This is a genomic window from Klebsiella sp. MISC125, from assembly GCF_051131775.1.
GTDB lineage: Bacteria > Pseudomonadota > Gammaproteobacteria > Enterobacterales > Enterobacteriaceae > Klebsiella.
The window spans coordinates 3,936,001-3,957,211 of record NZ_CP180448.1 but is presented as its reverse complement, the minus strand read 5'-3'; the positions used below and the strand labels follow the sequence as shown (position 1 = coordinate 3,957,211).

Here is a 21,211-nt window from a genome sequence, read left to right as displayed (position 1 = left end):
GTCGAGTGCATTTCGTGCCTCTCATGTTATCAAAATGTAGTAATTTTCATGTTTGGCATTGAAAAGATGAAGATTCTGCATAGCGAGATTTGCGCAACAGGAATAGACTGAGTCGACACTTTACAGGACACGCTAAAGGTTTTTTTATGACACAACAGCCCCAAGCCAAATACCGCCACGACTACCGTGCGCCGGATTATCTGATTAGCGATATTGATTTGACCTTTGACCTGGATGCCGCGAAAACCGTTGTTACGGCTGAGAGCAAGGTCTCCCGCCACGCGGCTACGTCTGATGTGCCATTGCGTCTGGATGGCGAAGACCTGACGTTGGTCTCTCTGCTGGTTGATGGCCAACCGTGGAGCGACTACAAGGAAGAAAATAACCAGCTGGTAATTTGCGGGTTGCCGGAACATTTCACCCTGACCATCGTCAACGAAATTAGCCCGGCGGCCAATACCGCGCTGGAAGGGCTGTATCAGTCGGGTGAAGCGCTGTGTACCCAGTGCGAAGCGGAAGGTTTCCGCCATATTACCTGGTATCTGGACCGCCCGGACGTTCTGGCGCGCTTCACCACCAAAATCATCGCCGATAAAACAAAATATCCGTTCCTGCTCTCTAACGGTAACCGCGTGGCTCAGGGCGAGCTGGAAAACGGTCGCCACTGGATTCAGTGGCAGGATCCGTTCCCGAAACCGTGCTACCTGTTTGCGCTGGTGGCTGGTGATTTCGATGTCCTGCGCGATACCTTCAAAACCCGCTCCGGGCGCGAAGTGGCGCTGGAACTGTACGTTGACCGCGGCAACCTTGACCGCGCCCCGTGGGCGATGACCTCGCTGCAAAACTCCATGAAGTGGGACGAAACGCGCTTTGGTCTCGAGTATGACCTCGACATCTATATGATTGTCGCCGTCGACTTCTTTAACATGGGGGCGATGGAGAACAAAGGGCTTAACGTCTTTAACTCCAAATACGTGCTGGCGCGTACCGATACCGCGACCGATAAAGACTATCTGGATATCGAACGCGTTATTGGCCATGAATATTTCCATAACTGGACCGGCAACCGCGTGACCTGCCGCGACTGGTTCCAGCTCAGTCTGAAAGAAGGCCTGACCGTTTTCCGCGATCAGGAGTTCAGCTCTGACCTTGGCTCGCGAGCGGTTAACCGCATCAATAATGTGCGCACCATGCGCGGTATGCAGTTCGCTGAAGACGCCAGCCCGATGGCGCATCCGATCCGCCCGGATAGGGTTATCGAAATGAACAACTTCTACACCCTGACTGTGTATGAGAAGGGCGCGGAAGTCATTCGCATGCTGCACACTCTGCTGGGCGAAGAGAATTTCCAGAAAGGGATGCAGCTGTACTTTGAACGCCACGACGGCAGCGCCGCCACCTGCGACGATTTTGTTCAGGCGATGGAGGATGCTTCCAATGTTGACCTGTCCCACTTCCGCCGCTGGTATAGCCAGTCCGGTACGCCGATTGTCGCCGTTCATGACGATTACAACCCGGAAACGGAACAGTACACGCTGACCATCAGCCAGCGCACGCCGCCGACGTCTGAACAGGCAGAGAAGCTGCCGCTGCACATTCCGTTCGACATTGAACTTTATGATAACGAAGGAAAAGTGATTCCGTTGCAGAAAGGTGGTCATCCGGTACATCACGTGCTGAATGTGACCCAGGCGGAGCAGACCTTTGTTTTCGATAACGTTTACTTCCAGCCGGTACCCGCGCTGCTTTGTGAATTCTCTGCGCCAGTGAAACTGGAGTACAAGTGGAGCGATCAGCAGCTCACTTTCCTGATGCGCCACGCGCGTAACGATTTCTCCCGTTGGGATGCGGCACAGAGTCTGTTGGCGACTTATATCAAGCTCAACGTTAACCGTCATCAGCAGGGACAACCGCTGTCGTTGCCTGTCCACGTTGCCGATGCATTCCGGGCAATTCTGCTGGATGAGAAGATCGATCCGGCGCTGGCGGCAGAGATTTTGACCCTGCCTTCAGCCAACGAAATCGCCGAGCTGTTTGCGACTATTGACCCGATCGCTATCTCGGCGGTACGCGAGGCGCTCACCCGTACGTTGGCGAAAGAGCTGGCAGACGAGTTCCTGGTGATTTACAACGCCAATAAGCTCGCCAGCTATCGTGTTGAGCATGCCGATATTGGCAAGCGCTCTCTGCGTAATACCTGTCTGCGTTATCTGGCGTTTGGCGATGCGGAGCTGGCGGATAAGCTGGTTACTGCGCAGTATCATCATGCCGACAACATGACCGATGCGCTGGCAGCGCTGTCGGCGGCAGTCGCGGCTCAGCTGCCGTGCCGTGATGCGTTGATGCAGGAGTATGACGACAAATGGCACCAGGACGGCCTGGTGATGGACAAATGGTTTATCCTGCAGTCCACCAGCCCGGCGGATAACGTGCTGGAGACGGTACGTAGCTTGCTGAATCATCGTTCATTTAGTCTGAGCAACCCGAACCGCATCCGTTCGCTGATTGGTGCCTTTGCGGGGAGTAACCCGGCGGCATTCCACGCCGAAGACGGTAGCGGCTATCAGTTCCTGGTTGAGATGCTGACTGAATTGAACAGCCGCAATCCGCAGGTTGCCTCACGTCTGATTGAGCCGTTGATTCGCCTGAAACGCTATGATGAGAAGCGTCAGGCGCTGATGCGCGCGGCGCTGGAGCAGTTGAAAGGCCTGGAGAATCTTTCCGGGGATCTGTTCGAGAAAATCAGCAAAGCGCTGGCGTAACGCCAGCGCGGGTCTAAACCTGTAGCCCCGCGAAGCGCAGCGCGAGCGGGGAAATGTCGCAGGTGTTAACCGTGGCTCACTAAGCGCGGCGAGGATTCATTCTTGCCGCGCTGCATCACCCGACTCAGTACTTCCGCTTCCAGTTCCGCCAGCTTCGCTGAGCCTGTGCGTCTGGGCCGAGGAATATCTACCAGCAGATCCAGGCCAATTTTCCCTTCTTCAATTAGCAAAACGCGATCGGCCATGGCCACCGCCTCGCTGACGTCATGGGTCACCAGCAGGACGGTAAATCCATGCTCCTGCCACAGCGAAACGATCAGATCCTGCATTTCCAGACGAGTTAACGCGTCCAGCGCACCCAGCGGCTCATCAAGCAGTAATAATCCAGGGCGATGAATTAACGCACGGGCCAGCGCCACGCGCTGTTTCTGCCCGCCGGAAAGCGCCGCAGGCCATTCACTGGCGCGATCCTCCAGACCGACGCTCGCCAACGCCTTAAGCGCAGCCTCGCGCCACTGGCCTTTTAGCCCGAGGCCAACATTGTCAATTACCGTTTTCCACGGTAGCAGGCGTGAGTCCTGAAACATCATTCGGGTATCGTCCTGGACTTGCGCCAGCGGCGTTGAACCAGCAAGCAGTTCACCGGCGTTGGGCTTTTCCAGCCCGGCCAGCAACCGCAGCAGAGTACTCTTACCACCACCGCTGCGCCCAACCACCGCGACGAATTGCCCAGTGGGAATATGAAGATCGAGTTCATTCAGGATCGTGTTGCTACCATAACGCTTGCTCACGCCGTTAAGCAGCAGCGGGATCCCCGGATTAAGACGCGCAGTCGTCATGCGTTAGCCTCCTGAAGGTGATAAGCCGGATTCCAGCGCAGCCAGACGCGCTCCAGAAGCTGGGCGCTGAAGTCGGCCAGTTTGCCAAGAATGGCATAAAGAATAATGGCAACCACCACGACATCGGTTTGCAGAAACTCGCGGGCGTTCATCGCCAGATAGCCGATACCGGCGTTAGCAGAGATAGTTTCGGCAACAATCAGCGTTAACCACATCAGGCCAAGCGCAAAGCGAATGCCGACCATAATAGAGGGGAGTGCGCCGGGGAGGATCACATGACGGAACAGAGCAACGCCGGATAAACCGTAGCTACGGGCCATCTCGACCAGTCCTCTGTCGATGTTGCGGATCCCGTGCCAGGTATTGATATAAATTGGGAACATCGTCCCCAGCGCCACGAGGAAGATTTTGGCGCTCTCATCGATACCGAACCACAAGATAACCAGCGGGATCAGCGCAAGATGCGGCACATTACGCAGCATCTGAATGGAGGTATCCAGCAGGCGTTCACCCCAGCGCGACAGGCCGCTGATTAATCCCAGAACCAGGCCAATGGATCCACCGATGCTGAAACCAATCAATGCTCGCCATGAGCTTATCGCCAGATGTTGCCAAAGCTCACCGCTGGCGGAGAGCGTCCAGAAAGCCTTCAGTACCCCTTCCGGCGACGGCAAAATGCGGGTGGATAGCCAGCCCATCGAAGAGGCGAATTGCCAGATAATCACGCTGCCCACCGGCAGAAGCCAGGGGGCCACGCGTATCAGGAATTTTTGCGAAAGGGTCGCCATGATGTGTTCCTTTTATTTCCGTGTGAGCGTCAACGTTAGCCTTTAAACATGCTCTACCCGTTGCAAGCTTTTCAGTGCCGGAGCTCGGCTACTGGGGCGATGAAGTGCCTGCCAGAAGGTTTCCAACGCCAGGTCGAGTCGACCTTGCAGGTTTGGGGTAAATTGCGGTTTATGTTGATAATCTGTCACCTGACTATCATCAGCAAAGACGCCATGAAGGATCTCCTGGGCTTTCAACGCATTGAGTACCGGTTTTAAGGCGTAATCGACCGCCAGCATATGCGCGATGGTTCCGCCAGTAGCCAGCGGCAGGACGATTTTGCCTTCCAGCGCACGCTCTGGCAGCAGGTCGAGTAGCGTCTTCAACGCGCCGGAAAAAGAAGCTTTATAAACCGGGGTGGCGATAATCAGCCCATCCGCACCAGCAAGTTGTTCATTCAGCGCATGCAGAGCGGGGTTATCAAAGCGTGCGTAGAGCAGGTCTTCCGGGGCAAAATTTTGCAGATGCCAGTGGCAGACTTCGATATCCGCAGCGGAGAGTGTCTCTCTGGCGTATTCCAGAAGCGCGCTGGAGCGGGAAGGGTAACGCGGGCTACCCGCAAGTGTTATGACTCGCATACTCTCTCCTTATAACTAAAAATTTTCATTTATCTATAATTGATAACATTTAGCTGCAGTGTGACAGAGCGCTTTTATTTCCCTAAATGATTTATCCAGCGTTGAATTGTCAGAAAGTGCATAAAGAGGGAGACAAAAGTAAACGTTTGCGTCTGAGATGCGATTTTTTGTCGCAGGTCAATTCCCTTTCCGGGGTGGATCGCACATAATACGCCCCCGGTTTGCACACCGGGAATCCAGGAGAGTTCATGTACTACCCCTTCGTTCGTAAAGCCCTTTTTCAGCTCGATCCTGAGCGCGCTCATGAAGTAACCTTTCAACAATTACGCCGTGTTTCAGGCACACCGCTGGAAATGTTGGTTCGCCAGAAGGTACCGACAAAGCCGGTAACCTGCATGGGGCTCACATTTAAGAATCCGCTGGGTCTGGCCGCCGGGCTGGATAAAAATGGCGAGTGCATTGATGCGCTCGGCGCAATGGGTTTTGGCTCAATTGAAATTGGTACCGTGACGCCGCGTCCGCAGCCGGGTAACGATAAGCCGAGGATCTTCCGTCTGGTCGATGCCGAAGGTTTGATCAACCGCATGGGCTTTAATAACCACGGCGTTGATAACCTGGTTGAGAACGTGAAAAAGGCCCATTTTGACGGGATCCTGGGGATTAACATTGGTAAAAATAAAGATACCCCAGTTGAACAAGGCAAAGATGATTATCTGATTTGTATGGATAAAATCTATGCCTACGCCGGATATATCGCCATTAATATCTCTTCGCCGAATACCCCTGGCCTGCGTACTTTGCAATACGGTGATGCGCTGGATGATTTACTTTCCGGTATTAAAAATAAGCAACGCGAACTGCAAGAGAAGCACCAGAAATATGTCCCCGTGGCGGTGAAGATCGCGCCGGATCTTTCTGTTGAGGAATTGATCCAGGTTGCCGATAGTCTGGTTCGACATAATATTGATGGGGTGATTGCGACTAATACCACGTTGGATCGGTCGCTGGTTCAGGGCATGAAAAATTGCGACGAAACCGGCGGGCTTAGCGGTCGTCCTTTACAGCTGAAGAGTACAGAAATTATCCGTATGCTGTCAGCGGAATTACAGGGGCGCCTGCCCATTATCGGAGTTGGTGGTATTGACTCGGTGATTGCAGCGCGTGAAAAGATTGCTGCGGGCGCTACATTGGTGCAGATTTATTCCGGATTTATTTTTAAAGGTCCGCCACTGATTAAAGAAATTGTTACCCATATCTAATCTTTTCCCTTCTTATATCCTACCAGGGCTTTATTTATAGCCCTGGTTGTTTTATATTCCTTCATTGTTGCTTATTTAGACATTTTAGTCTTTTCTTAATTTTGGAAATATTCTGTAGCAGTTTACCTGTTAATTACAGATGGAAGTGATAGAGGACGGGGGAAGAAATGCGGATTAAACCTGACGATAATTGGCGTTGGTATTACGATGAAGAGCACGATCGTATGATGCTCGATTTGGCTAATGGCATGTTATTTCGTTCACGTTTCGCACGCCGAATGCTGACCCCCGACGCCTTTGCTCCGTCCGGATTTTGCGTCGATGATGCCGCGCTTTATTTTTCATTTGAAGAAAAATGCCGCGACCTTGAATTATCAAAAGAGCAGCGCGCTGAATTAGTATTGAATGCGCTGGTCGCTATTCGCTTTCTCAAGCCGCAGATGCCGAAAAGCTGGCATTTCACAACCCATGAAGAGTGCTGGCAGCCCGGCGGCGGCGATGCTGCCAGCGCCTGGCTTAGCGATACCGGGCAGCAGGTGAATCTTTTGGTGGTTGAAGCTGGTGAAAACGCGGCATTATGTCTGTTAGCGCAGCCCGGCCTGACGCTTGCCGGGCGGGTTATGCAGCTTGGCGACGTGATTAAAATTATGAACGACCGGCTGCAGCCAGCGCCGGGTGCAGCCAGCTACAGCCTGGGCCAGGCAGTTTAAGGCGCTAGCCGTAGCGCGGTTTTTGGCACGCAACTGCAGCACAGAATGGTGCCATCTGTACCAATCGCATTTTTCTTCAGCGCACTAACTTCTCCTTCTTCCAGTCGGATGCGGCAGCTGCCGCAAATGCCCGCCCGGCAGGAATAAGGAACGCGGATCCCCTGTTGCTCCAACTGCTCCAGCAAAATTTGCTGATTGTTGCCGGTAAAACTTAGCCCTTGCCACTCAATCTCTACCGTTGCGTCCTGTTGAGCATCGGGCATCAGCGTATCGTCGCTATCGCCGGCGCCGTAGGCTTTTGCCGGTCCTCGGGACAGTACTTCCAATTTATCACCTACGCGGATCACGCCGCTATTACGGGCGATTAGGTTCTGACCGAAATCGACATCACCGTTATCCAGCGCAGTACGAAAACCTTGCAGCGTGGTTAAGGGTTCACCAGAAGGGTGCTTTTGTCCGCGTTCCGGGCTGACGGTCGTAAACACGCAGCGGCTGCACGGTTTTGCCACATCAAAAACAACCTCGCCGATACGTACGACTTTCCAGGTATCTTCCTCCCAGGCCGCCGCGCCAGTGACCAGCATATTCGGGCGAAATTGTTCTATGCTTACGCTGGCTGGGCAGCGATTTTGTAGATCGCGCAGGGAGGCTTCATTAGCTAAAAGGTAGGGAAAACCATCGGCGAAGGAGAGGGGAACGGCATCATGGCGTTTCACCCGACGGCTGAGTTGTGGCCCCAGCCAGCGAAGCTGAACGCTACGATTAAAGAAGCCGCTTAACCACTGGTTAACTGACGCTGGCGCAACCAGGGCAGTAAAATGGTTGCCCCAGACTTCAGTTGGTTCTTGCTGCGGGGCGAAATCGCTGAAGAGCACCATCGCGCTGCTGCCGTCCGGGGCCGTCAGATGGAGGCCATCGTGGAGCGGGGCGGGGATAAACTTAACCATTTGTGGAAACTGACGAGCGGTAATGAAGGTGCCATCGGTTTCCGTCACCATAAATATACGATCGAAGGCCAGACCACTGATGCCTGCGTAGGCGTGACTCAGGCCAATTCCCCGCATCGATTTAACGGGATGAATAAAAAGTCGCGAAAGCGTTACCATACGCTGCCCCTGGGTTCAAAAATAAGCCTTTAACTTTATGACATAGGGCACATATTGGCTATAATGCGCACCAATTTTCTTTTAGTAAAAGTGACGATATGAATTCTCTGTTTGCCAGTACGGCTCGTGGGCTTGAAGAGCTGTTAAAAACTGAACTGGAAGGGCTTGGCGCGGTGGACTGCCAGGTAGTCCAGGGCGGGGTCCATTTTCAGGGAGATACGCGCCTGCTGTATCAAAGCCTGATGTGGAGTCGGCTGGCTTCGCGGATCATGCTGCCGCTGGGTCAGTGCAGCGTGTATAGCGATCTGGACCTTTACCTCGGCGTACAGGCCATTCCATGGACGGAGATTTTCACCCCAGACGCCACTTTCGCCGTGCACTTTAGCGGGCTTAACGAAGAGATTCGTAACAGTCAGTACGGCGCATTGAAGGTCAAAGATGCCATTGTTGATAGCTTTACGCGTAAGAATCTGCCGCGTCCTAATGTCGATCGTGAAAGCCCCGATCTGCGCATCAACGTCTGGCTGAATAAAGAAACCGCACATATTTCTTTAGATCTTAGCGGCGAGGGTTTGCATCTGCGCGGCTACCGCGATGGCACCGGTATGGCGCCGATCAAAGAGAGCCTGGCTGCGGCTATCGTGATGCGTTCAGGTTGGGCTCCGGGGACACCGCTGCTTGATCCGATGTGCGGCTCCGGCACGCTGCTGATTGAAGCCGCTATGCTGGCAACCGACCGTGCGCCGGGTTTACACCGCGGTCATTGGGGTTTCGGCGGCTGGGCGCAGCACGATGATGCTATCTGGAAAGAGGTGAAAGCCGAAGCGCAAACCCGCGCCCGTCAGGGTCTGGCGGCGTATGAATCCCGTTTCTATGGTTCTGACATTGATGCGCGCGTGATTGAACGTGCGCGCAGCAACGCCCGTCGTGCTGGCATTGGCGAACTGGTGACGTTCGAGGTTAAAGATGTTGCCAAACTGGACAATCCGCTGCCGAAAGGGCCTTACGGTACGGTTATCAGTAACCCGCCATACGGCGAGCGTCTGGAGAGCGAACCGGCGCTGATTGCTCTGCATAGCCTACTGGGCCGGATCATGAAAAATCAGTTCGGCGGTTGGAACCTCTCTTTGTTCAGCGCCTCGCCGGATCTGCTTAGCTGCTTGCAATTACGCGCTGATAAGCAGTTCAAAGCCAAAAACGGCCCGCTGGACTGCGTGCAGAAGAACTACCACCTCGCCGAAAGCGAGGGCGGAAAAACCGCGACGCTGGCGGAGGATTTCGCCAACCGTCTGCGTAAGAACCTGAAAAAATATGAGAAGTGGGCGCGTCAGGAAGGTATCGAGTGCTATCGCCTTTATGATGCCGACCTCCCGGAATATAACGTAGCCATTGACCGTTACGGCGAGTGGGTGGTGGTGCAAGAGTATGCTCCGCCGAAAACCGTGGATGCGCACAAAGCGCGTCAGCGTCTGTTTGATATTATCGCCGCCACGATTGCCGTGCTGGGGATTGCACCGAATAAGCTGGTGCTAAAAACCCGTGAACGGCAGAAAGGGAAAAACCAGTATCAGAAAATGGCTGAGAAGGGTGATTTCCTTGAGGTGCAGGAGTATAACGCGCGTCTGTGGGTCAATCTGACCGACTACCTGGATACTGGCCTGTTCCTTGATCACCGTATCGCCCGTCGCATGCTTGGCGAGATGAGCAAAGGCAAAGACTTCCTCAATCTTTTTGCCTACACCGGCAGCGCAAGCGTACATGCAGGCCTCGGCGGCGCGCGCTCTACCACGACGGTCGATATGTCGCGCACTTATCTCGAATGGGCGGAGCGCAACCTGCGCCTCAACGGCTTAACCGGTCGCGCTCATCGTTTGATGCAGGCCGATGTGCTGGGCTGGCTACGTGAGAGCACCGAACAGTTTGATCTGATCTTCATTGATCCGCCGACCTTCTCTAACTCTAAGCGCATGGAAGACGCGTTTGATGTACAGCGCGACCATCTGCGTCTGATGACCGATCTAAAACGTCTGCTGCGTAAAGGCGGCACGATTATGTTCTCGAACAACAAACGCGGTTTCCGTATGGATCATGACGGGTTAGCGCAACTGGGCCTGAAGGCGCAGGAGATTACGCAAAAAACGCAATCTCAAGATTTTGCCCGCAACCGTCAGATTCACAACTGCTGGCTGATCACCTCAGCCTGAAAGGAATAAAGAATGTCATTAATTAGTATGCACGGCGCCTGGCTTTCATTCAGCGATGCGCCGCTGCTGGATAATGCTGAACTGCATATCGAAGATAACGAACGCGTGTGCCTGGTAGGGCGTAACGGTGCGGGTAAATCGACTCTGATGAAGATCCTCAACCGTGAACAGGGTCTTGATGACGGGCGCATTATTTATGAGCTGGATCTGGTTGTCGCACGTCTGCAGCAGGATCCGCCGCGTAACATTACCGGAACCGTTTACGACTTCGTTGCGGAAGGGATTGCCGAACAGGCGGCCTACCTCAAAGGCTATCACGATGCTTCACAACTGGTGATGACCGACCCGAGCGACAAGAACTTAAACGAACTGGCACGCTTTCAGGAGCAGCTTGATAATTTAGGGCTCTGGCAGCTGGATAGCCGTATTAATGAAGTGCTTGAGCAGCTCAATCTGGATCCTAACGCCGAGCTCTCCTCGCTCTCCGGCGGTTGGCTGCGTAAGGCGGCCCTGGGGCGCGCGCTGGTCAGCGGGCCGCGCGTGCTGCTGCTGGATGAACCGACTAACCACCTCGACATTGAAACGATCGACTGGCTGGAAGGTTTCCTGAAGATGTTCAAAGGCACCATTATTTTTATCTCGCACGACCGTTCCTTTATTCGCAATATGGCGACGCGGATTGTCGATCTCGATCGCGGTAAGCTGGTGACCTATCCAGGCAATTACGATCAATACCTGCTGGATAAAGAAGAAGCGCTGCGCGTTGAAGACCTACAGAATGCTGAATTCGACCGCAAGCTGGCGCAGGAAGAAGTCTGGATCCGTCAGGGGATTAAAGCCCGTCGTACCCGTAATGAAGGGCGCGTGCGTGCATTGAAAGCGATGCGCCGCGAACGCGGTGAGCGTCGTGAAGTGATGGGTAGTGCGAAGATGCAGGTCGAAGAGGCCGCGCGTTCGGGCAAAATTGTCTTCGAAATGGAGAACGTTAACTACCAGGTTGATGGCAAAGTGCTGGTGAAGGATTTTACCGCCCAGATCCAGCGCGGTGATAAGATTGCGCTGATTGGCCCGAACGGCTGTGGTAAAACCACGCTGTTGAAACTGATGCTCGGCCAGCTGAAGGCAGATAGCGGGCGCATCCACGTGGGTACTAAGCTGGAGGTTGCTTACTTCGATCAGCACCGTGCTGAGCTTGACCCGGACAAAACGGTGATGGACAACCTTGCTGAAGGTAAGCAGGAAGTGATGGTGAACGGCAAGCCGCGCCATGTTCTGGGCTACCTGCAAGACTTTATGTTCCATCCGAAACGCGCCATGACGCCGGTACGTGCACTGTCCGGCGGTGAGCGTAACCGTCTGCTGCTGGCGCGCCTGTTCCTCAAGCCCAGTAACCTGTTGATCCTCGATGAACCGACAAACGATCTGGATGTCGAAACCCTGGAACTGTTGGAAGAGTTAGTCGACGGCTATCAGGGCACCGTGATGCTGGTCAGCCACGACCGTCAGTTTGTTGATAACACCGTAACAGAGTGCTGGATCTTTGAAGGGGAAGGGAGAATTGGCCAATATGTTGGCGGTTATCACGATGCCCGAGGTCAGCAATCTCAGTATCTGGCACAAAAGCAGTCAGTTGCCAAAAAAACGGTAGAAGTTGCTCAACCGAAAGCAGAAAGTGTCAAACGTGCGGCTAGCAAACTAAGCTATAACCTGCAGCGCGAACTGGAACAACTGCCGCAGAAACTGGAAGAGCTTGAGGCCCAATTGCAGACTCTGCAGGAGCAGGTTGCCGATCCTTCTTTCTTTGGTCAGTCGCATGACCATACGCAGCAGGTGCTGGCGCAGATGAGCGAAGCGGAGCAGGCGCTGGAAACTGCCTTCGAACGCTGGGAATATCTTGAAGGATTAAAAAACGGCGCATAAGCTGAGGAGTTTTCATGTGCGATCATCATCATGCTGCGCGGCATATTCTGTGCCGACAATGTGATCTGCTGGTGGCTTTGCCGCAGCTGGAGCATCGCCAGAAAGCTGCGTGTCCGCGCTGCGGAACGACATTGACGACTTCGTGGGACGCGCCTCGGCAGCGTCCCACTGCCTATGCGCTGGTCGCATTGTTTATGCTGCTGCTGGCAAACCTGTTTCCTTTCATCTACATGAAGGTCGGTGGCATCAGTAGCGAAATTGAGCTGCTGGAAATCCCTAATGTCCTTTTTACCGAGGATTACGCCAGCCTTGGCACCTTCTTTTTACTCTTTGTGCAGCTGGTGCCGGCTTTCTGCCTTATCACCATCCTGCTGCTGGTAAACCGTGTACGCATGCCTTCCGGCCTAAAAGCATTTCTGGCACGGATCCTGTTTCACCTCAAAGCCTGGGGAATGGCGGAAATCTTCCTCGCCGGAGTCCTGGTCAGCTTTGTTAAGCTGATGGCCTACGGTGATATTGGTATCGGTTTAAGCTTTATTCCCTGGTGTATGTTTTGCGTATTGCAGCTACGCACATTCCAGTGCGTGGACCGCCGTTGGCTGTGGGACGACATTGCGCCAATGCCGTTGATTAAACAGCCATTGAAAGTCGGTGTTTCCGGCCTTCGCCAGGGACTGCGTTCATGCTCATGCTGTACGGCAGTTTTACCCGTTGACGAATCCGTATGCCCGCGCTGTCATACCAAAGGAACCGCTCGACGTAAAAACAGTCTGCAATGGACGCTGGCGCTGCTGATGACGTCGATAATCCTCTATATGCCAGCCAATATTCTGCCGATCATGATTACCGATCTGCTGGGCGATAAAATGCCCTCCACCATTATGGCGGGGGTGATCCTGCTGTGGAGCGAGGGATCATATCCGGTGGCGATGGTGATATTTATCGCCAGCATTATGGTGCCAACGTTAAAAATGATCGCTATTGGCTGGCTGTGCTGGAATGCCAGCGGCAAAGGATCGCGTGACTCTGAGCGCATGCACCTGATTTATGAAGTTGTCGAATTCGTCGGCCGCTGGTCGATGATCGATGTTTTTGTCATCGCAGTCCTCTCAGCTCTGGTGCGCATCGGCGGATTGATGAATATCTATCCGGCGATCGGAGCGGTGATGTTTGCGCTGGTCGTTGTTATGACAATGTTCTCGGCCATGACGTTTGACCCTCGTTTGTTGTGGGACCGTGAGCCAGATCCAAGCCATGAGGAAAGACTGCAGCATGGAAAATAAGAGCGGAGAAGCGAAAGTGCAAAAGGTGAAGAACTGGTCACCGGTGTGGATCTTCCCAATAGTCACGGCGCTTATCGGCGCATGGATTCTATTTTATCACTATAGCCATCAGGGGCCGGAGGTGACGTTAATCACCACCAATGCTGAAGGTATTGAAGGGGGTAAAACCCGAATTAAAAGCCGCAGCGTTGATGTTGGCGTGATAGAAAGCGCAACGCTGACTGATGACCTGACTCACGTAGAAATTAAAGCCCGGCTGAATTCAGGCATGGAAAAATTGCTACATAAGGATTCGGTTTTTTGGGTGGTCAAACCGCAGGTCGGGCGTGAAGGAATTAGCGGGCTAGGCACGTTATTATCCGGTGCTTATATCGAATTGCAGCCTGGCTCTAAAGGCTCTGTGCCTGCGCAATATCCGCTGCTGGATTCACCCCCTTTGGCTTCCCCTGACGCTAAAGGCATTCGCATTTTACTGGAAAGCAGTAAAGCGGGTCAGCTTTCTCCTGGCGATCCGGTGCTCTTTCGGGGTTATCGCGTCGGTTCAGTCGAAACCAGCACCTTTGATGCGCAAAAACGCAATATCACCTACCAGCTGTTTATCAGCGCGCCAAACGATCGTCTGGTGACCAACAACGTGCGTTTCTGGAAAGACAGCGGTATTGCGGTGGATCTTACCGCTGCGGGTATGCGTGTTGAAATGGGATCGCTGTCAACTCTGTTTGGCGGCGGCGTCAGCTTTGATATTCCTGAGGGATTACCGTTAGGAGAGCCGGTAGCGAATAAAACCGAATATCACCTTTTCGACGATCAACGAAGCATTCAGGATTCGGTCTTTACCCAGCATATCGACTACGTGATGTTCTTTAAAGATTCTATCCGCGGCCTGCAGCCTGGTGCGCCTGTGGAGTTTCGCGGTATTCGCCTCGGAACCGTAGGTAAAGTGCCGTTCTTTATCCCTGGGCTGAAACAGAACCTAAACGACGATTACCGCATCCCGGTTGAAGTGCGGATTGAACCAGAACGTTTGATCACTCAGTTAGGCGGCGATCCAGACATTCACAAGCATATTGATGATCTGATGAATCGTGGGCTGCGTGGTTCCCTCAAAACGGGCAATTTGGTAACCGGTGCGCTGTATATCGATCTCGACTTCTATCCAAAAGCGCCTGCGCGCGGCAAGATTCAGGAGTTTGGTGGTTATCCGATCATACCGACTGTGAGCGGTGGCCTGGCGCAGATCCAGCAGCGTCTGATGGATGCCCTGGATAAGATTAACAATCTGCCGATTAATCCTCTGCTGGAGCAGGCAACCAGTACGCTGGCGCAAAGCGAGAAGACCATGCAGCACGTGCAAACGACGCTGGATAGCCTGAATAAGATAACTTCAAGCCAGTCCATGCAGCAGCTGCCGGGCGATATGCAGAGCACATTGCGTGAACTGAATCGTAGTATGCAAGGCTTCCAGCCAGGCTCTGCGGCATACAATAAGATGGTGGCGGATATGCAGCGCCTGGATCAGGTTCTTCGTGAACTGCAACCGGTACTGAAAACGCTCAACGACAAGAGCAATGCGCTGGTATTTGAGGCGAAGGATAAAAAAGATCCGCAGCCAAAGGGAGCGAAATAATGAAAAGATGGCTAATAGCGGCGGCAGTATGCGCGCTGACCGCGTGCAGCAGTGGTGGTGAGAGCAAAACGTACTACCAGCTTCCGGTGGTACAGAGTGGCGCACAAAGCGCCGCTCACCAAAGCAAAAATTTGCTGTGGGTTGAACAAGTCAGCATTCCTGATTATTTGGCGGGTAATGGCGTGGTGTATCAGACCACCGACGTCCAGTATGTGATCGCCAATAACAATCTGTGGGCGAGCCCGCTCGATCAGCAACTGCGTACCACGCTGGTGGCGAATCTTAGCAACCAGCTGCCGGGGTGGGTGGTGGCCTCTCAGCCTTTAGGGAGCGAGCAGGATACGCTAAACGTGTCCGTCAGCGGATTTCACGGTCGTTACGATGGCCGGGTGATCGTTAGCGGTGAGTGGTTGCTGAAGCATCAGGGGCAGCTGATTAAGCGTCCGTTCAACATTGAGCTTAAGCAACAGCAGGATGGTTATGACGCAATGGTTAAAACCCTCGCTCAGGCCTGGACTCAGGAAGCGACTGCAATTGCCAGCGAGTTGAATCGCCTGCCATAAGCAAAATTAATAAAAGTAAAAAGCCGCTGCGGGTAACAAAATCGCAGCGGCTTTTTATTTGTCTCATCAGCTTGTTAACTTGTGCCGGTTCACATTTTTTGTACAAATGAACTTTCATGTAGCTCACAAATATGACAATGGCGTGAATTTTGCGCATTGACGCTGTCTCTGATTCGCGGTATTCGTTAACCGTGGTTGCGTATTTAGTGACCATTGTTTTCTTTTCCACCAGATCAAAGAATGAGGGAAACGAGGCATGAAGAGACAAAAACGAGATCGCCTGGAACGGGCACATCAACGTGGATATCAAGCCGGTATTACCGGAAGATCGAAAGAAATGTGTCCTTATCAGACCTTGAATCAAAGGTCCTGGTGGCTAGGAGGCTGGCGAGAAGCCATGGAGGACAGGGTGCAAATTGCCTGACTGTCTCTTTAAAAATGAAGCCTCCGCTGTGCGGGGGCTTCGCCTTTTAAAGTGTCACTGTTTTATCAGAACGCAGAGGTGTCCTGGAATAAACCCACTTTCAGATCGGTTGCGGTGTAGATCAGACGATCGTCAACCAGCACTTCACCATCCGCCAGGCCCATAATCAAACGACGGTTTATCACGCGTTTGAAATGAATGCGGTAGGTCACTTTCTTAGCCGTTGGCAGTACCTGGCCGGTGAGTTTAACTTCACCTACGCCTAACGCACGCCCTTTACCCTCGCCGCCTAACCAGCCCAGGTAGAAGCCAACCAGTTGCCACATGGCATCCAGGCCCAGGCAGCCAGGCATAACCGGATCGCCAATGAAGTGGCAACCGAAGAACCACAGGTCAGGGTTAATATCGAGTTCTGCCTCAACATAACCTTTATCGTAGTTACCACCGGTTTCGGTCATCTTGATGACGCGGTCCATCATCAGCATATTTGGCGCTGGTAACTGTGGGCCTTTAGCGCCAAACAGTTCACCACGGCCAGAGGCAAGAAGATCTTCTTTTGTATAGGATTCGCGTTTATCTACCATGTTTTCAGTAAGCCTTATTTTGAGTTCGGGACGCAGGATAGCTAACACGTGTACGCTGAACAAGTCCGATCAGTTAGAACCTGAACCGCCTAACCAGCGCAGCGGCCACGGAAAGCGATGGCGACCTTCTTGCTGTGTCGCCTGTGCAATCCGCTCCTGGATGGTTTGCCTTAAAGTTTGTCCTTCTCCATCCCACAATAGTTGGGTCAGAAGGGGTAATGCTTCAGTGACGTCATCAATGGCCCAGATAAAGAACTGTTCCTCAGCAACGGCTTGTTGTAGCTCCTTTGCCAAACACAGATGACGGACGTTGGCGGCTGGGATAATGACGCCCTGTTTACCGGTTAAACCACGCTGCTGGCATATAGCAAAGAAACCTTCAATTTTCTCATTGAGTCCACCAACAGGTTGTACACGACCAAACTGATCGACAGAGCCGGTAATAGCAATACTCTGGTTAATGGGAACATTGGCCAGCGAACTGATTAATGCGCACAGTTCAGCCATGGAGGCGCTATCGCCATCCACTTCACTGTAGGATTGCTCAAAGGTTAACGAGGCGGTGAAGGGGAGTTGTTGATCAAGCTCCAGCTCAGCCATCAAAAACGCCTGCATGATCATCATGCCTTTCGCATGGATATTGCCACCCAACTCAGCCTTGCGTTCGACGTCAATAAACTCACCATCGCCAATGTGAACAACGCAGCTAATGCGAGACGGTTCGCCGAATGCGCGCGGATGGCCTGGGAATTCAATAACCGATAGCGCGTTGATTTGGCCGATGCATTCGCCTTCGGTCTCAATGAGGATTTGCTCTTGCAGGATTTCGTCCTGAATCCGCTCCGCGAGATAGCCTTCGCGCCACTCACGACGTTCCAGCATGGTTTGCATCTCTTCGGCGCTAATCTCTTCGCCTTCACAGAAGGCCGCAGCCTCCTTAAGCTGGCGTGCAATCCATAGCAAACACAGTGGTAGGGTTGCCTGATCGCCAGTGTAACGTGCACCTTCCTGAATCAATAGCGGCCAGGTTTCGGCAGCTAACCCAGGGAGTTCGAATTGGTGTGCGTTCTGCCAGACCCACTGACACCATTGTTTCAGGATGTCGGCATCGACAATTTGTAAATTGTCTTCGTATTCGCTGTAAATAGCCTGGGCAGAAAGCTCGGGTTCCATCTCCTGGAAATCTGCTAGTGATTCCCGCTCGCCAACCAGAATGACTTTCAGGTTGAGCGGCATTGAGGGGATGCTAACCGGAAGAGGGCGGGACTCATCGATTGACAGCCAGTCAAAACGCTGGCGGGCAATCATATTTTTTAGCCGCATCCACAGCAGGGGCTGAGCCAGCAATGCGCGCAGGGAGATGATCAATACACCACCGTTGGCACGATGAACCAGACCTGGTTGCAGGCTAATTTCACCATTAAACTGGCGTACGCAGCCAAAGAGTTGCTCTGCTTCTACCCAGTCGGCGGCTTCAACCGGCGCGATGCTCGCGAAATTATCTTCTGCGGCTTGTGCCGGGATGCTGGTGATGTTTCCACCATCAATCTGATAACGTACGCCATAAAGCGGTTCAGATGGTTGATGTAAAGTACGAGTTTCGTTCGCCAACCATTGCAGATACTCTGGCTCTTCTGGTGCTTTAACCAGCATGAACGGCGAAATGGCTGGAGTCACCAGAAGTTGCTCCAGGGCATAGAATAAGCGGGGTTGCAGTTCGCCAGAGAGAGATGCTTCTGCTTGTGCTAAGTCGGCTTGTGCAAACAGCGCCTGATAACTTTCCGTATCAGGAGCGAGGTCGTTTCGGGTAAGTTTCGTAATGGTCAAAGTCGCTGTTTTTTAGTCAGATGTAAAACGCGCGATTATACATTATGCGGCGTCTGAGCACACGAGTGATTGCGTTGGTCGCAGTGATAACGAATCTACCCACATCACGAAAGATGATTTATTCTCAGCAGATCAAGAAAAAACTGATATCCTGAAAAGAGTTACACGGTCACATTGAGATCGCAATGAAATATCAACAACTGGAAAATCTTGAAAGCGGTTGGAAATGGACATATCTGGTAAAAAAGTGCCGGGAAGGTGAACCGATAACCCGCTACATTGAAGCCAGCGCTGCACAAGCTGCGGTCGATGTCTTACTCACGCTCGAAAATGAACCTGTTCTGGTGAATACCTGGATTGAGCAGCATATGAATCCAGAGTTAGCGAACCGTATGAAGCAGACTATACGCGCACGTCGCAAGCGACATTTTAACGCGGAGCATCAGCATACTCGTAAAAAATCTATCGATCTGGAGTTCATGGTCTGGCAGCGGCTGGCAGGTCTGGCGCAAAGGCGGGGTATGACCCTGTCGGAAACGATCGTACAGCTGATTGAGGATGCTGAACATAAAGAAAAATATGCTAGTAAAATGTCCAGTTTGAAGCATGACTTGCAAGTGTTGCTGGGTAAAGAGTAGCCATTAAATTAAGAACTAAAGTGAGTGTTGGTATTCCGCTGGTTTGTTGCTTTAAACATGAATTTAATACAAAAAAAACCCCGCATCAGCGGGGTTTTTTATTAACGCGATAACTTAAGCCTGTGGCTGAGTTACTACGTCTTTGTAGCCTTTAACTTCGATCTCTACGCGACGATCTGGACCCAGGCAGTCGATCAGAGCTGCACGAGCTTTCACGTTGTCACAGGTGTTGCCAGTAACCGGGTTGGATTCACCCATACCACGAGCGGAGATTTTGCTAGACGGGATACCTTTAGACACCAGGTAATCAACAACGGACTGAGCACGTTTCTCAGACAGCTGCTGGTTGTAGGCATCAGAACCGATACGGTCAGTGTAGCCCAGAACAACCGCGGAACCGTCTTTCGGATCCATGTTGCTCAGCTGGGTGTACAGCTGATCCAGAGCCTGCTGGCCTTCCGGTTTCAGGGTAGATTTGTTGAAGTTGAACAGAACGTCAGACTTCAGGGTGAAGTGCTTGGTAGTCACTTCAGGAGCCGGGGCCGGGGCCGGAGCTACAACCGGAGCAACATCTTCCTGACCGAAGCGGTAGGAAACACCTAAGCTCAGCATGCCGTTATCAGGACGGGTACCAACGGTGCCTGCGTCGCCGATGTTGTTAACCCACTGGTATTCCAGACGGGTTGCGATGTCACGAGTAACAGCCCACTCTAAGCCGCCCGCGAATACTGGGGAAACGCCAGTGTCGTGTTCGCTGCGAGAAACGCCGTTAGAAGCGTAGTTGCCTTTAGCGTCTGCACGCCAAACCATACCACCCAGACGGGTATAGATATCCAGATCGTCAGTGATCGGATAACCCAGTTTAGCAGTCAGCTGAACGCCCTGAGCTTTGAAAGCACCGTTATCAACGCTGCCTTTGTAAGCCATACGGCCCAGCCAGTCGTAACCCATTTCGAAGCCGAGGTACGGGTTAACCTGGTAGCCACCAAACGCGCCAGCACCCAGTTGATCGTTACGAACCGGACCGTTGTTGCCTTTGAAACCGTTACCGTAGAAACCGGTGTCGTGATACTGGGACCAGCCCAGTTTAGCACCTGCATACCAGGTGTTATCTTTCGGAGCGGCCTGCGCTACGGTAGCGAAGCCAGCCAGTGCCACTGCAATCGCGATAGCTGTCTTTTTCATTTTTTGCGCCTCATTATCATCCAAAATTCGCCATGAAGGTACAAAAGACCTCACGGTTAAATCCTTCACCCGGGGCGTGACTTGTTGTTAACTATGCTGATACATGCAGCGAAAGCCGATCACCCCTGGCGATGTAAAGTCTACAACTTAGTTAGAAACTTACAAGTGTGAACTCCGTCAGGCATATGAAAAAAAAGGGTTGTGTACCCAATGTTTAACAACGTAGGGTTGAATTTCATATGGCAAAAAAAGTCGCGAGACCGCATCAGACAGGCATTTTAACAAAAACGGGCATTAAAAAATTAAGCCATCCACCAGGGCAAAAAAAATTCCAGGATTAATCCTAAATTCATTTAATGATACACGTTTGAGTGAATTTTTAGCCCAGAAAGTTGTCTGCCTGGCTGACCAGTATTACTCACTGGACGCATGATGAACCCCATTGCATGACCCTCTTGCGCAGCGACAACCAGTCGTTCATGTTCTTCAACTGTGAGTTCATCTGACAACCAGCCAATCACAACACTATAATTACCGGTACGCAGTGCGCGGATCATGGATTCCAGCGTATTGTTGGGCGACATTTGGCTGATCTGCATCACCTTTGATAACGGTAAACCGGAGGACTGTACCCATTCGCGGCTCAGTTTCTGCTGAGGCGTTAGCCACAGCTGCCAGCGCGATTGCTGACCAAGTTGCTGTAATAGAGGAAGCAATAATAGTTGCGTCATCATGGGTTGATCTTCGCGATAGACAATTTCACTGATCAGCCCATTGGTTGGGTGTTCGACTGCGTCATGAGCGTGACGGCGTACTGAAGTAGAAGTCAGTGGTGAACGATTTGCGTGAGCTGAAGTAAACATAGTCTATCCCG

At 52.5% G+C, this 21,211-nt stretch carries 18 protein-coding genes; 10 read left to right on the top strand and 8 right to left on the bottom strand.

The genetic code is table 11. From position 1 onward, the window contains the following. Positions 1 to 146: 146 nt before the first annotated feature. Positions 147 to 2,762, top strand: coding sequence for an aminopeptidase N (pepN, locus tag ACMYSL_RS18740; RefSeq protein WP_304257714.1), 2,616 nt, complete (start codon positions 147 to 149; stop codon positions 2,760 to 2,762). 65 nt (positions 2,763 to 2,827) lie between these two features. Here pepN and ssuB read toward each other — a convergent pair whose 3' ends face one another. Genes ssuB through ssuE form a run of 3 tightly spaced genes read right to left on the bottom strand, consistent with a single transcriptional unit; the run spans position 2,828 to position 5,007 of the window. Continuing rightward, positions 2,828 to 3,601: an aliphatic sulfonates ABC transporter ATP-binding protein gene (gene ssuB / locus ACMYSL_RS18735; RefSeq protein WP_434659447.1), complete on the bottom strand. Its 774-nt coding sequence runs from the start codon at positions 3,599 to 3,601 to the stop codon at positions 2,828 to 2,830. Continuing rightward, a complete protein-coding gene (ssuC, locus tag ACMYSL_RS18730) occupies positions 3,598 to 4,389 on the bottom strand; it encodes an aliphatic sulfonate ABC transporter permease SsuC (protein ID WP_182237662.1) in 792 nt (263 codons plus the stop codon). The genes ssuB and ssuC overlap by 4 nt, the downstream gene beginning before the upstream one ends. Positions 4,390 to 4,431: 42 nt before the next feature. Beyond that, entirely contained in the window at positions 4,432 to 5,007 is a 576-nt protein-coding gene (gene ssuE, locus ACMYSL_RS18725) for an NADPH-dependent FMN reductase (protein WP_112214611.1), read from the bottom strand. Positions 5,008 to 5,255: 248 nt separating this feature from the next. Here ssuE and pyrD point away from each other — a divergent pair, with 248 nt between their 5' ends. After that, on the top strand, positions 5,256 to 6,266 hold the full coding sequence (gene pyrD / locus ACMYSL_RS18720; RefSeq protein WP_182237665.1) for a quinone-dependent dihydroorotate dehydrogenase: 1,011 nt from the start codon (positions 5,256 to 5,258) through the stop codon (positions 6,264 to 6,266). Positions 6,267 to 6,433: 167 nt separating this feature from the next. Further along, entirely contained in the window at positions 6,434 to 6,976 is a 543-nt protein-coding gene (gene zapC, locus ACMYSL_RS18715) for a cell division protein ZapC (protein WP_112214609.1), read from the top strand. On the opposite strand, the gene ACMYSL_RS18710 is transcribed toward zapC, so the two are convergent. After that, complete coding sequence (locus ACMYSL_RS18710) at positions 6,973 to 8,082, bottom strand: YcbX family protein (protein WP_434659444.1); 1,110 nt, start codon at positions 8,080 to 8,082, stop codon at positions 6,973 to 6,975. The two genes, zapC and ACMYSL_RS18710, sit on opposite strands and share 4 nt — an antisense overlap. 98 nt (positions 8,083 to 8,180) lie before the next feature. On the opposite strand from ACMYSL_RS18710, the gene rlmKL reads away from it, so the two are divergent. The 6 genes from rlmKL (at position 8,181) to rmf (ending at position 16,103) form a co-directional block, all read left to right on the top strand. Next, positions 8,181 to 10,286, top strand: coding sequence for a bifunctional 23S rRNA (guanine(2069)-N(7))-methyltransferase RlmK/23S rRNA (guanine(2445)-N(2))-methyltransferase RlmL (gene rlmKL / locus ACMYSL_RS18705; RefSeq protein WP_181482804.1), 2,106 nt, complete (start codon positions 8,181 to 8,183; stop codon positions 10,284 to 10,286). A gap of 12 nt (positions 10,287 to 10,298) precedes the next feature. After that, positions 10,299 to 12,206, top strand: coding sequence for an ABC transporter ATP-binding protein (locus ACMYSL_RS18700; protein ID WP_112214606.1), 1,908 nt, complete (start codon positions 10,299 to 10,301; stop codon positions 12,204 to 12,206). A gap of 14 nt (positions 12,207 to 12,220) precedes the next feature. Then, positions 12,221 to 13,489 carry a membrane integrity-associated transporter subunit PqiA gene (gene pqiA, locus ACMYSL_RS18695; RefSeq protein WP_434659441.1) on the top strand — a complete coding sequence of 423 codons (1,269 nt, stop codon included), beginning with the start codon at positions 12,221 to 12,223 and terminating at the stop codon, positions 13,487 to 13,489. Further along, the gene (pqiB, locus tag ACMYSL_RS18690; protein ID WP_304257730.1) at positions 13,479 to 15,116 is read left to right on the top strand and encodes an intermembrane transport protein PqiB; all 1,638 of its coding nucleotides are present in this window, start codon (positions 13,479 to 13,481) and stop codon (positions 15,114 to 15,116) included. The genes pqiA and pqiB overlap by 11 nt, the downstream gene beginning before the upstream one ends. Further along, positions 15,116 to 15,679, top strand: coding sequence for a membrane integrity-associated transporter subunit PqiC (gene pqiC / locus ACMYSL_RS18685; RefSeq protein ID WP_181482801.1), 564 nt, complete (start codon positions 15,116 to 15,118; stop codon positions 15,677 to 15,679). The genes pqiB and pqiC overlap by 1 nt, the downstream gene beginning before the upstream one ends. A 256-nt stretch (positions 15,680 to 15,935) precedes the next feature. After that, positions 15,936 to 16,103, top strand: a complete 168-nt coding sequence (gene rmf, locus ACMYSL_RS18680; protein WP_110275088.1) for a ribosome modulation factor — start codon at positions 15,936 to 15,938, stop codon at positions 16,101 to 16,103. Positions 16,104 to 16,168: 65 nt separating this feature from the next. Here rmf and fabA read toward each other — a convergent pair whose 3' ends face one another. After that, positions 16,169 to 16,687 carry a bifunctional 3-hydroxydecanoyl-ACP dehydratase/trans-2-decenoyl-ACP isomerase gene (gene fabA, locus ACMYSL_RS18675; protein WP_100685616.1) on the bottom strand — a complete coding sequence of 173 codons (519 nt, stop codon included), beginning with the start codon at positions 16,685 to 16,687 and terminating at the stop codon, positions 16,169 to 16,171. A 69-nt stretch (positions 16,688 to 16,756) separates the two neighbouring features. Continuing rightward, positions 16,757 to 18,514 (bottom strand): AAA family ATPase, encoded by a 1,758-nt coding sequence (locus ACMYSL_RS18670; protein WP_434659438.1) that lies wholly within the window; start codon positions 18,512 to 18,514, stop codon positions 16,757 to 16,759. A 185-nt stretch (positions 18,515 to 18,699) separates the two neighbouring features. On the opposite strand from ACMYSL_RS18670, the gene matP reads away from it, so the two are divergent. Beyond that, positions 18,700 to 19,152: a macrodomain Ter protein MatP gene (gene matP, locus ACMYSL_RS18665; protein ID WP_110275084.1), complete on the top strand. Its 453-nt coding sequence runs from the start codon at positions 18,700 to 18,702 to the stop codon at positions 19,150 to 19,152. Between the two features lie 114 nt (positions 19,153 to 19,266). Here the strand turns inward: matP and ompA are convergent, their stop codons facing one another. Beyond that, complete coding sequence (gene ompA / locus ACMYSL_RS18660; protein WP_182237673.1) at positions 19,267 to 20,337, bottom strand: porin OmpA; 1,071 nt, start codon at positions 20,335 to 20,337, stop codon at positions 19,267 to 19,269. 353 nt (positions 20,338 to 20,690) lie between these two features. Beyond that, positions 20,691 to 21,200, bottom strand: coding sequence for an SOS-induced cell division inhibitor SulA (sulA, locus tag ACMYSL_RS18655; RefSeq protein WP_434659436.1), 510 nt, complete (start codon positions 21,198 to 21,200; stop codon positions 20,691 to 20,693). Positions 21,201 to 21,211: the final 11 nt, after the last annotated feature.

Bases quoted from the DNA above. Each gene is read 5' to 3' on its own strand.
- pepN (WP_304257714.1), top strand. From the start codon at position 147: ATGACACAACAGCCCCAAGCCAAATACCGCCACGACTACCGTGCGCCG.
- zapC (WP_112214609.1), top strand. From the start codon at position 6,434: ATGCGGATTAAACCTGACGATAATTGGCGTTGGTATTACGATGAAGAG.
- sulA (WP_434659436.1), bottom strand. From the start codon at position 21,200: ATGTTTACTTCAGCTCACGCAAATCGTTCACCACTGACTTCTACTTCA.
- ACMYSL_RS18710 (WP_434659444.1), bottom strand. From the start codon at position 8,082: ATGGTAACGCTTTCGCGACTTTTTATTCATCCCGTTAAATCGATGCGG.
- pqiB (WP_304257730.1), top strand. From the start codon at position 13,479: ATGGAAAATAAGAGCGGAGAAGCGAAAGTGCAAAAGGTGAAGAACTGG.
- pyrD (WP_182237665.1), top strand. From the start codon at position 5,256: ATGTACTACCCCTTCGTTCGTAAAGCCCTTTTTCAGCTCGATCCTGAG.
- ssuB (WP_434659447.1), bottom strand. From the start codon at position 3,601: ATGACGACTGCGCGTCTTAATCCGGGGATCCCGCTGCTGCTTAACGGC.
- ssuC (WP_182237662.1), bottom strand. From the start codon at position 4,389: ATGGCGACCCTTTCGCAAAAATTCCTGATACGCGTGGCCCCCTGGCTT.
- rlmKL (WP_181482804.1), top strand. From the start codon at position 8,181: ATGAATTCTCTGTTTGCCAGTACGGCTCGTGGGCTTGAAGAGCTGTTA.
- ssuE (WP_112214611.1), bottom strand. From the start codon at position 5,007: ATGCGAGTCATAACACTTGCGGGTAGCCCGCGTTACCCTTCCCGCTCC.
- rmf (WP_110275088.1), top strand. From the start codon at position 15,936: ATGAAGAGACAAAAACGAGATCGCCTGGAACGGGCACATCAACGTGGA.
- ompA (WP_182237673.1), bottom strand. From the start codon at position 20,337: ATGAAAAAGACAGCTATCGCGATTGCAGTGGCACTGGCTGGCTTCGCT.
- pqiA (WP_434659441.1), top strand. From the start codon at position 12,221: ATGTGCGATCATCATCATGCTGCGCGGCATATTCTGTGCCGACAATGT.
- fabA (WP_100685616.1), bottom strand. From the start codon at position 16,687: ATGGTAGATAAACGCGAATCCTATACAAAAGAAGATCTTCTTGCCTCT.
- pqiC (WP_181482801.1), top strand. From the start codon at position 15,116: ATGAAAAGATGGCTAATAGCGGCGGCAGTATGCGCGCTGACCGCGTGC.
- ACMYSL_RS18700 (WP_112214606.1), top strand. From the start codon at position 10,299: ATGTCATTAATTAGTATGCACGGCGCCTGGCTTTCATTCAGCGATGCG.
- matP (WP_110275084.1), top strand. From the start codon at position 18,700: ATGAAATATCAACAACTGGAAAATCTTGAAAGCGGTTGGAAATGGACA.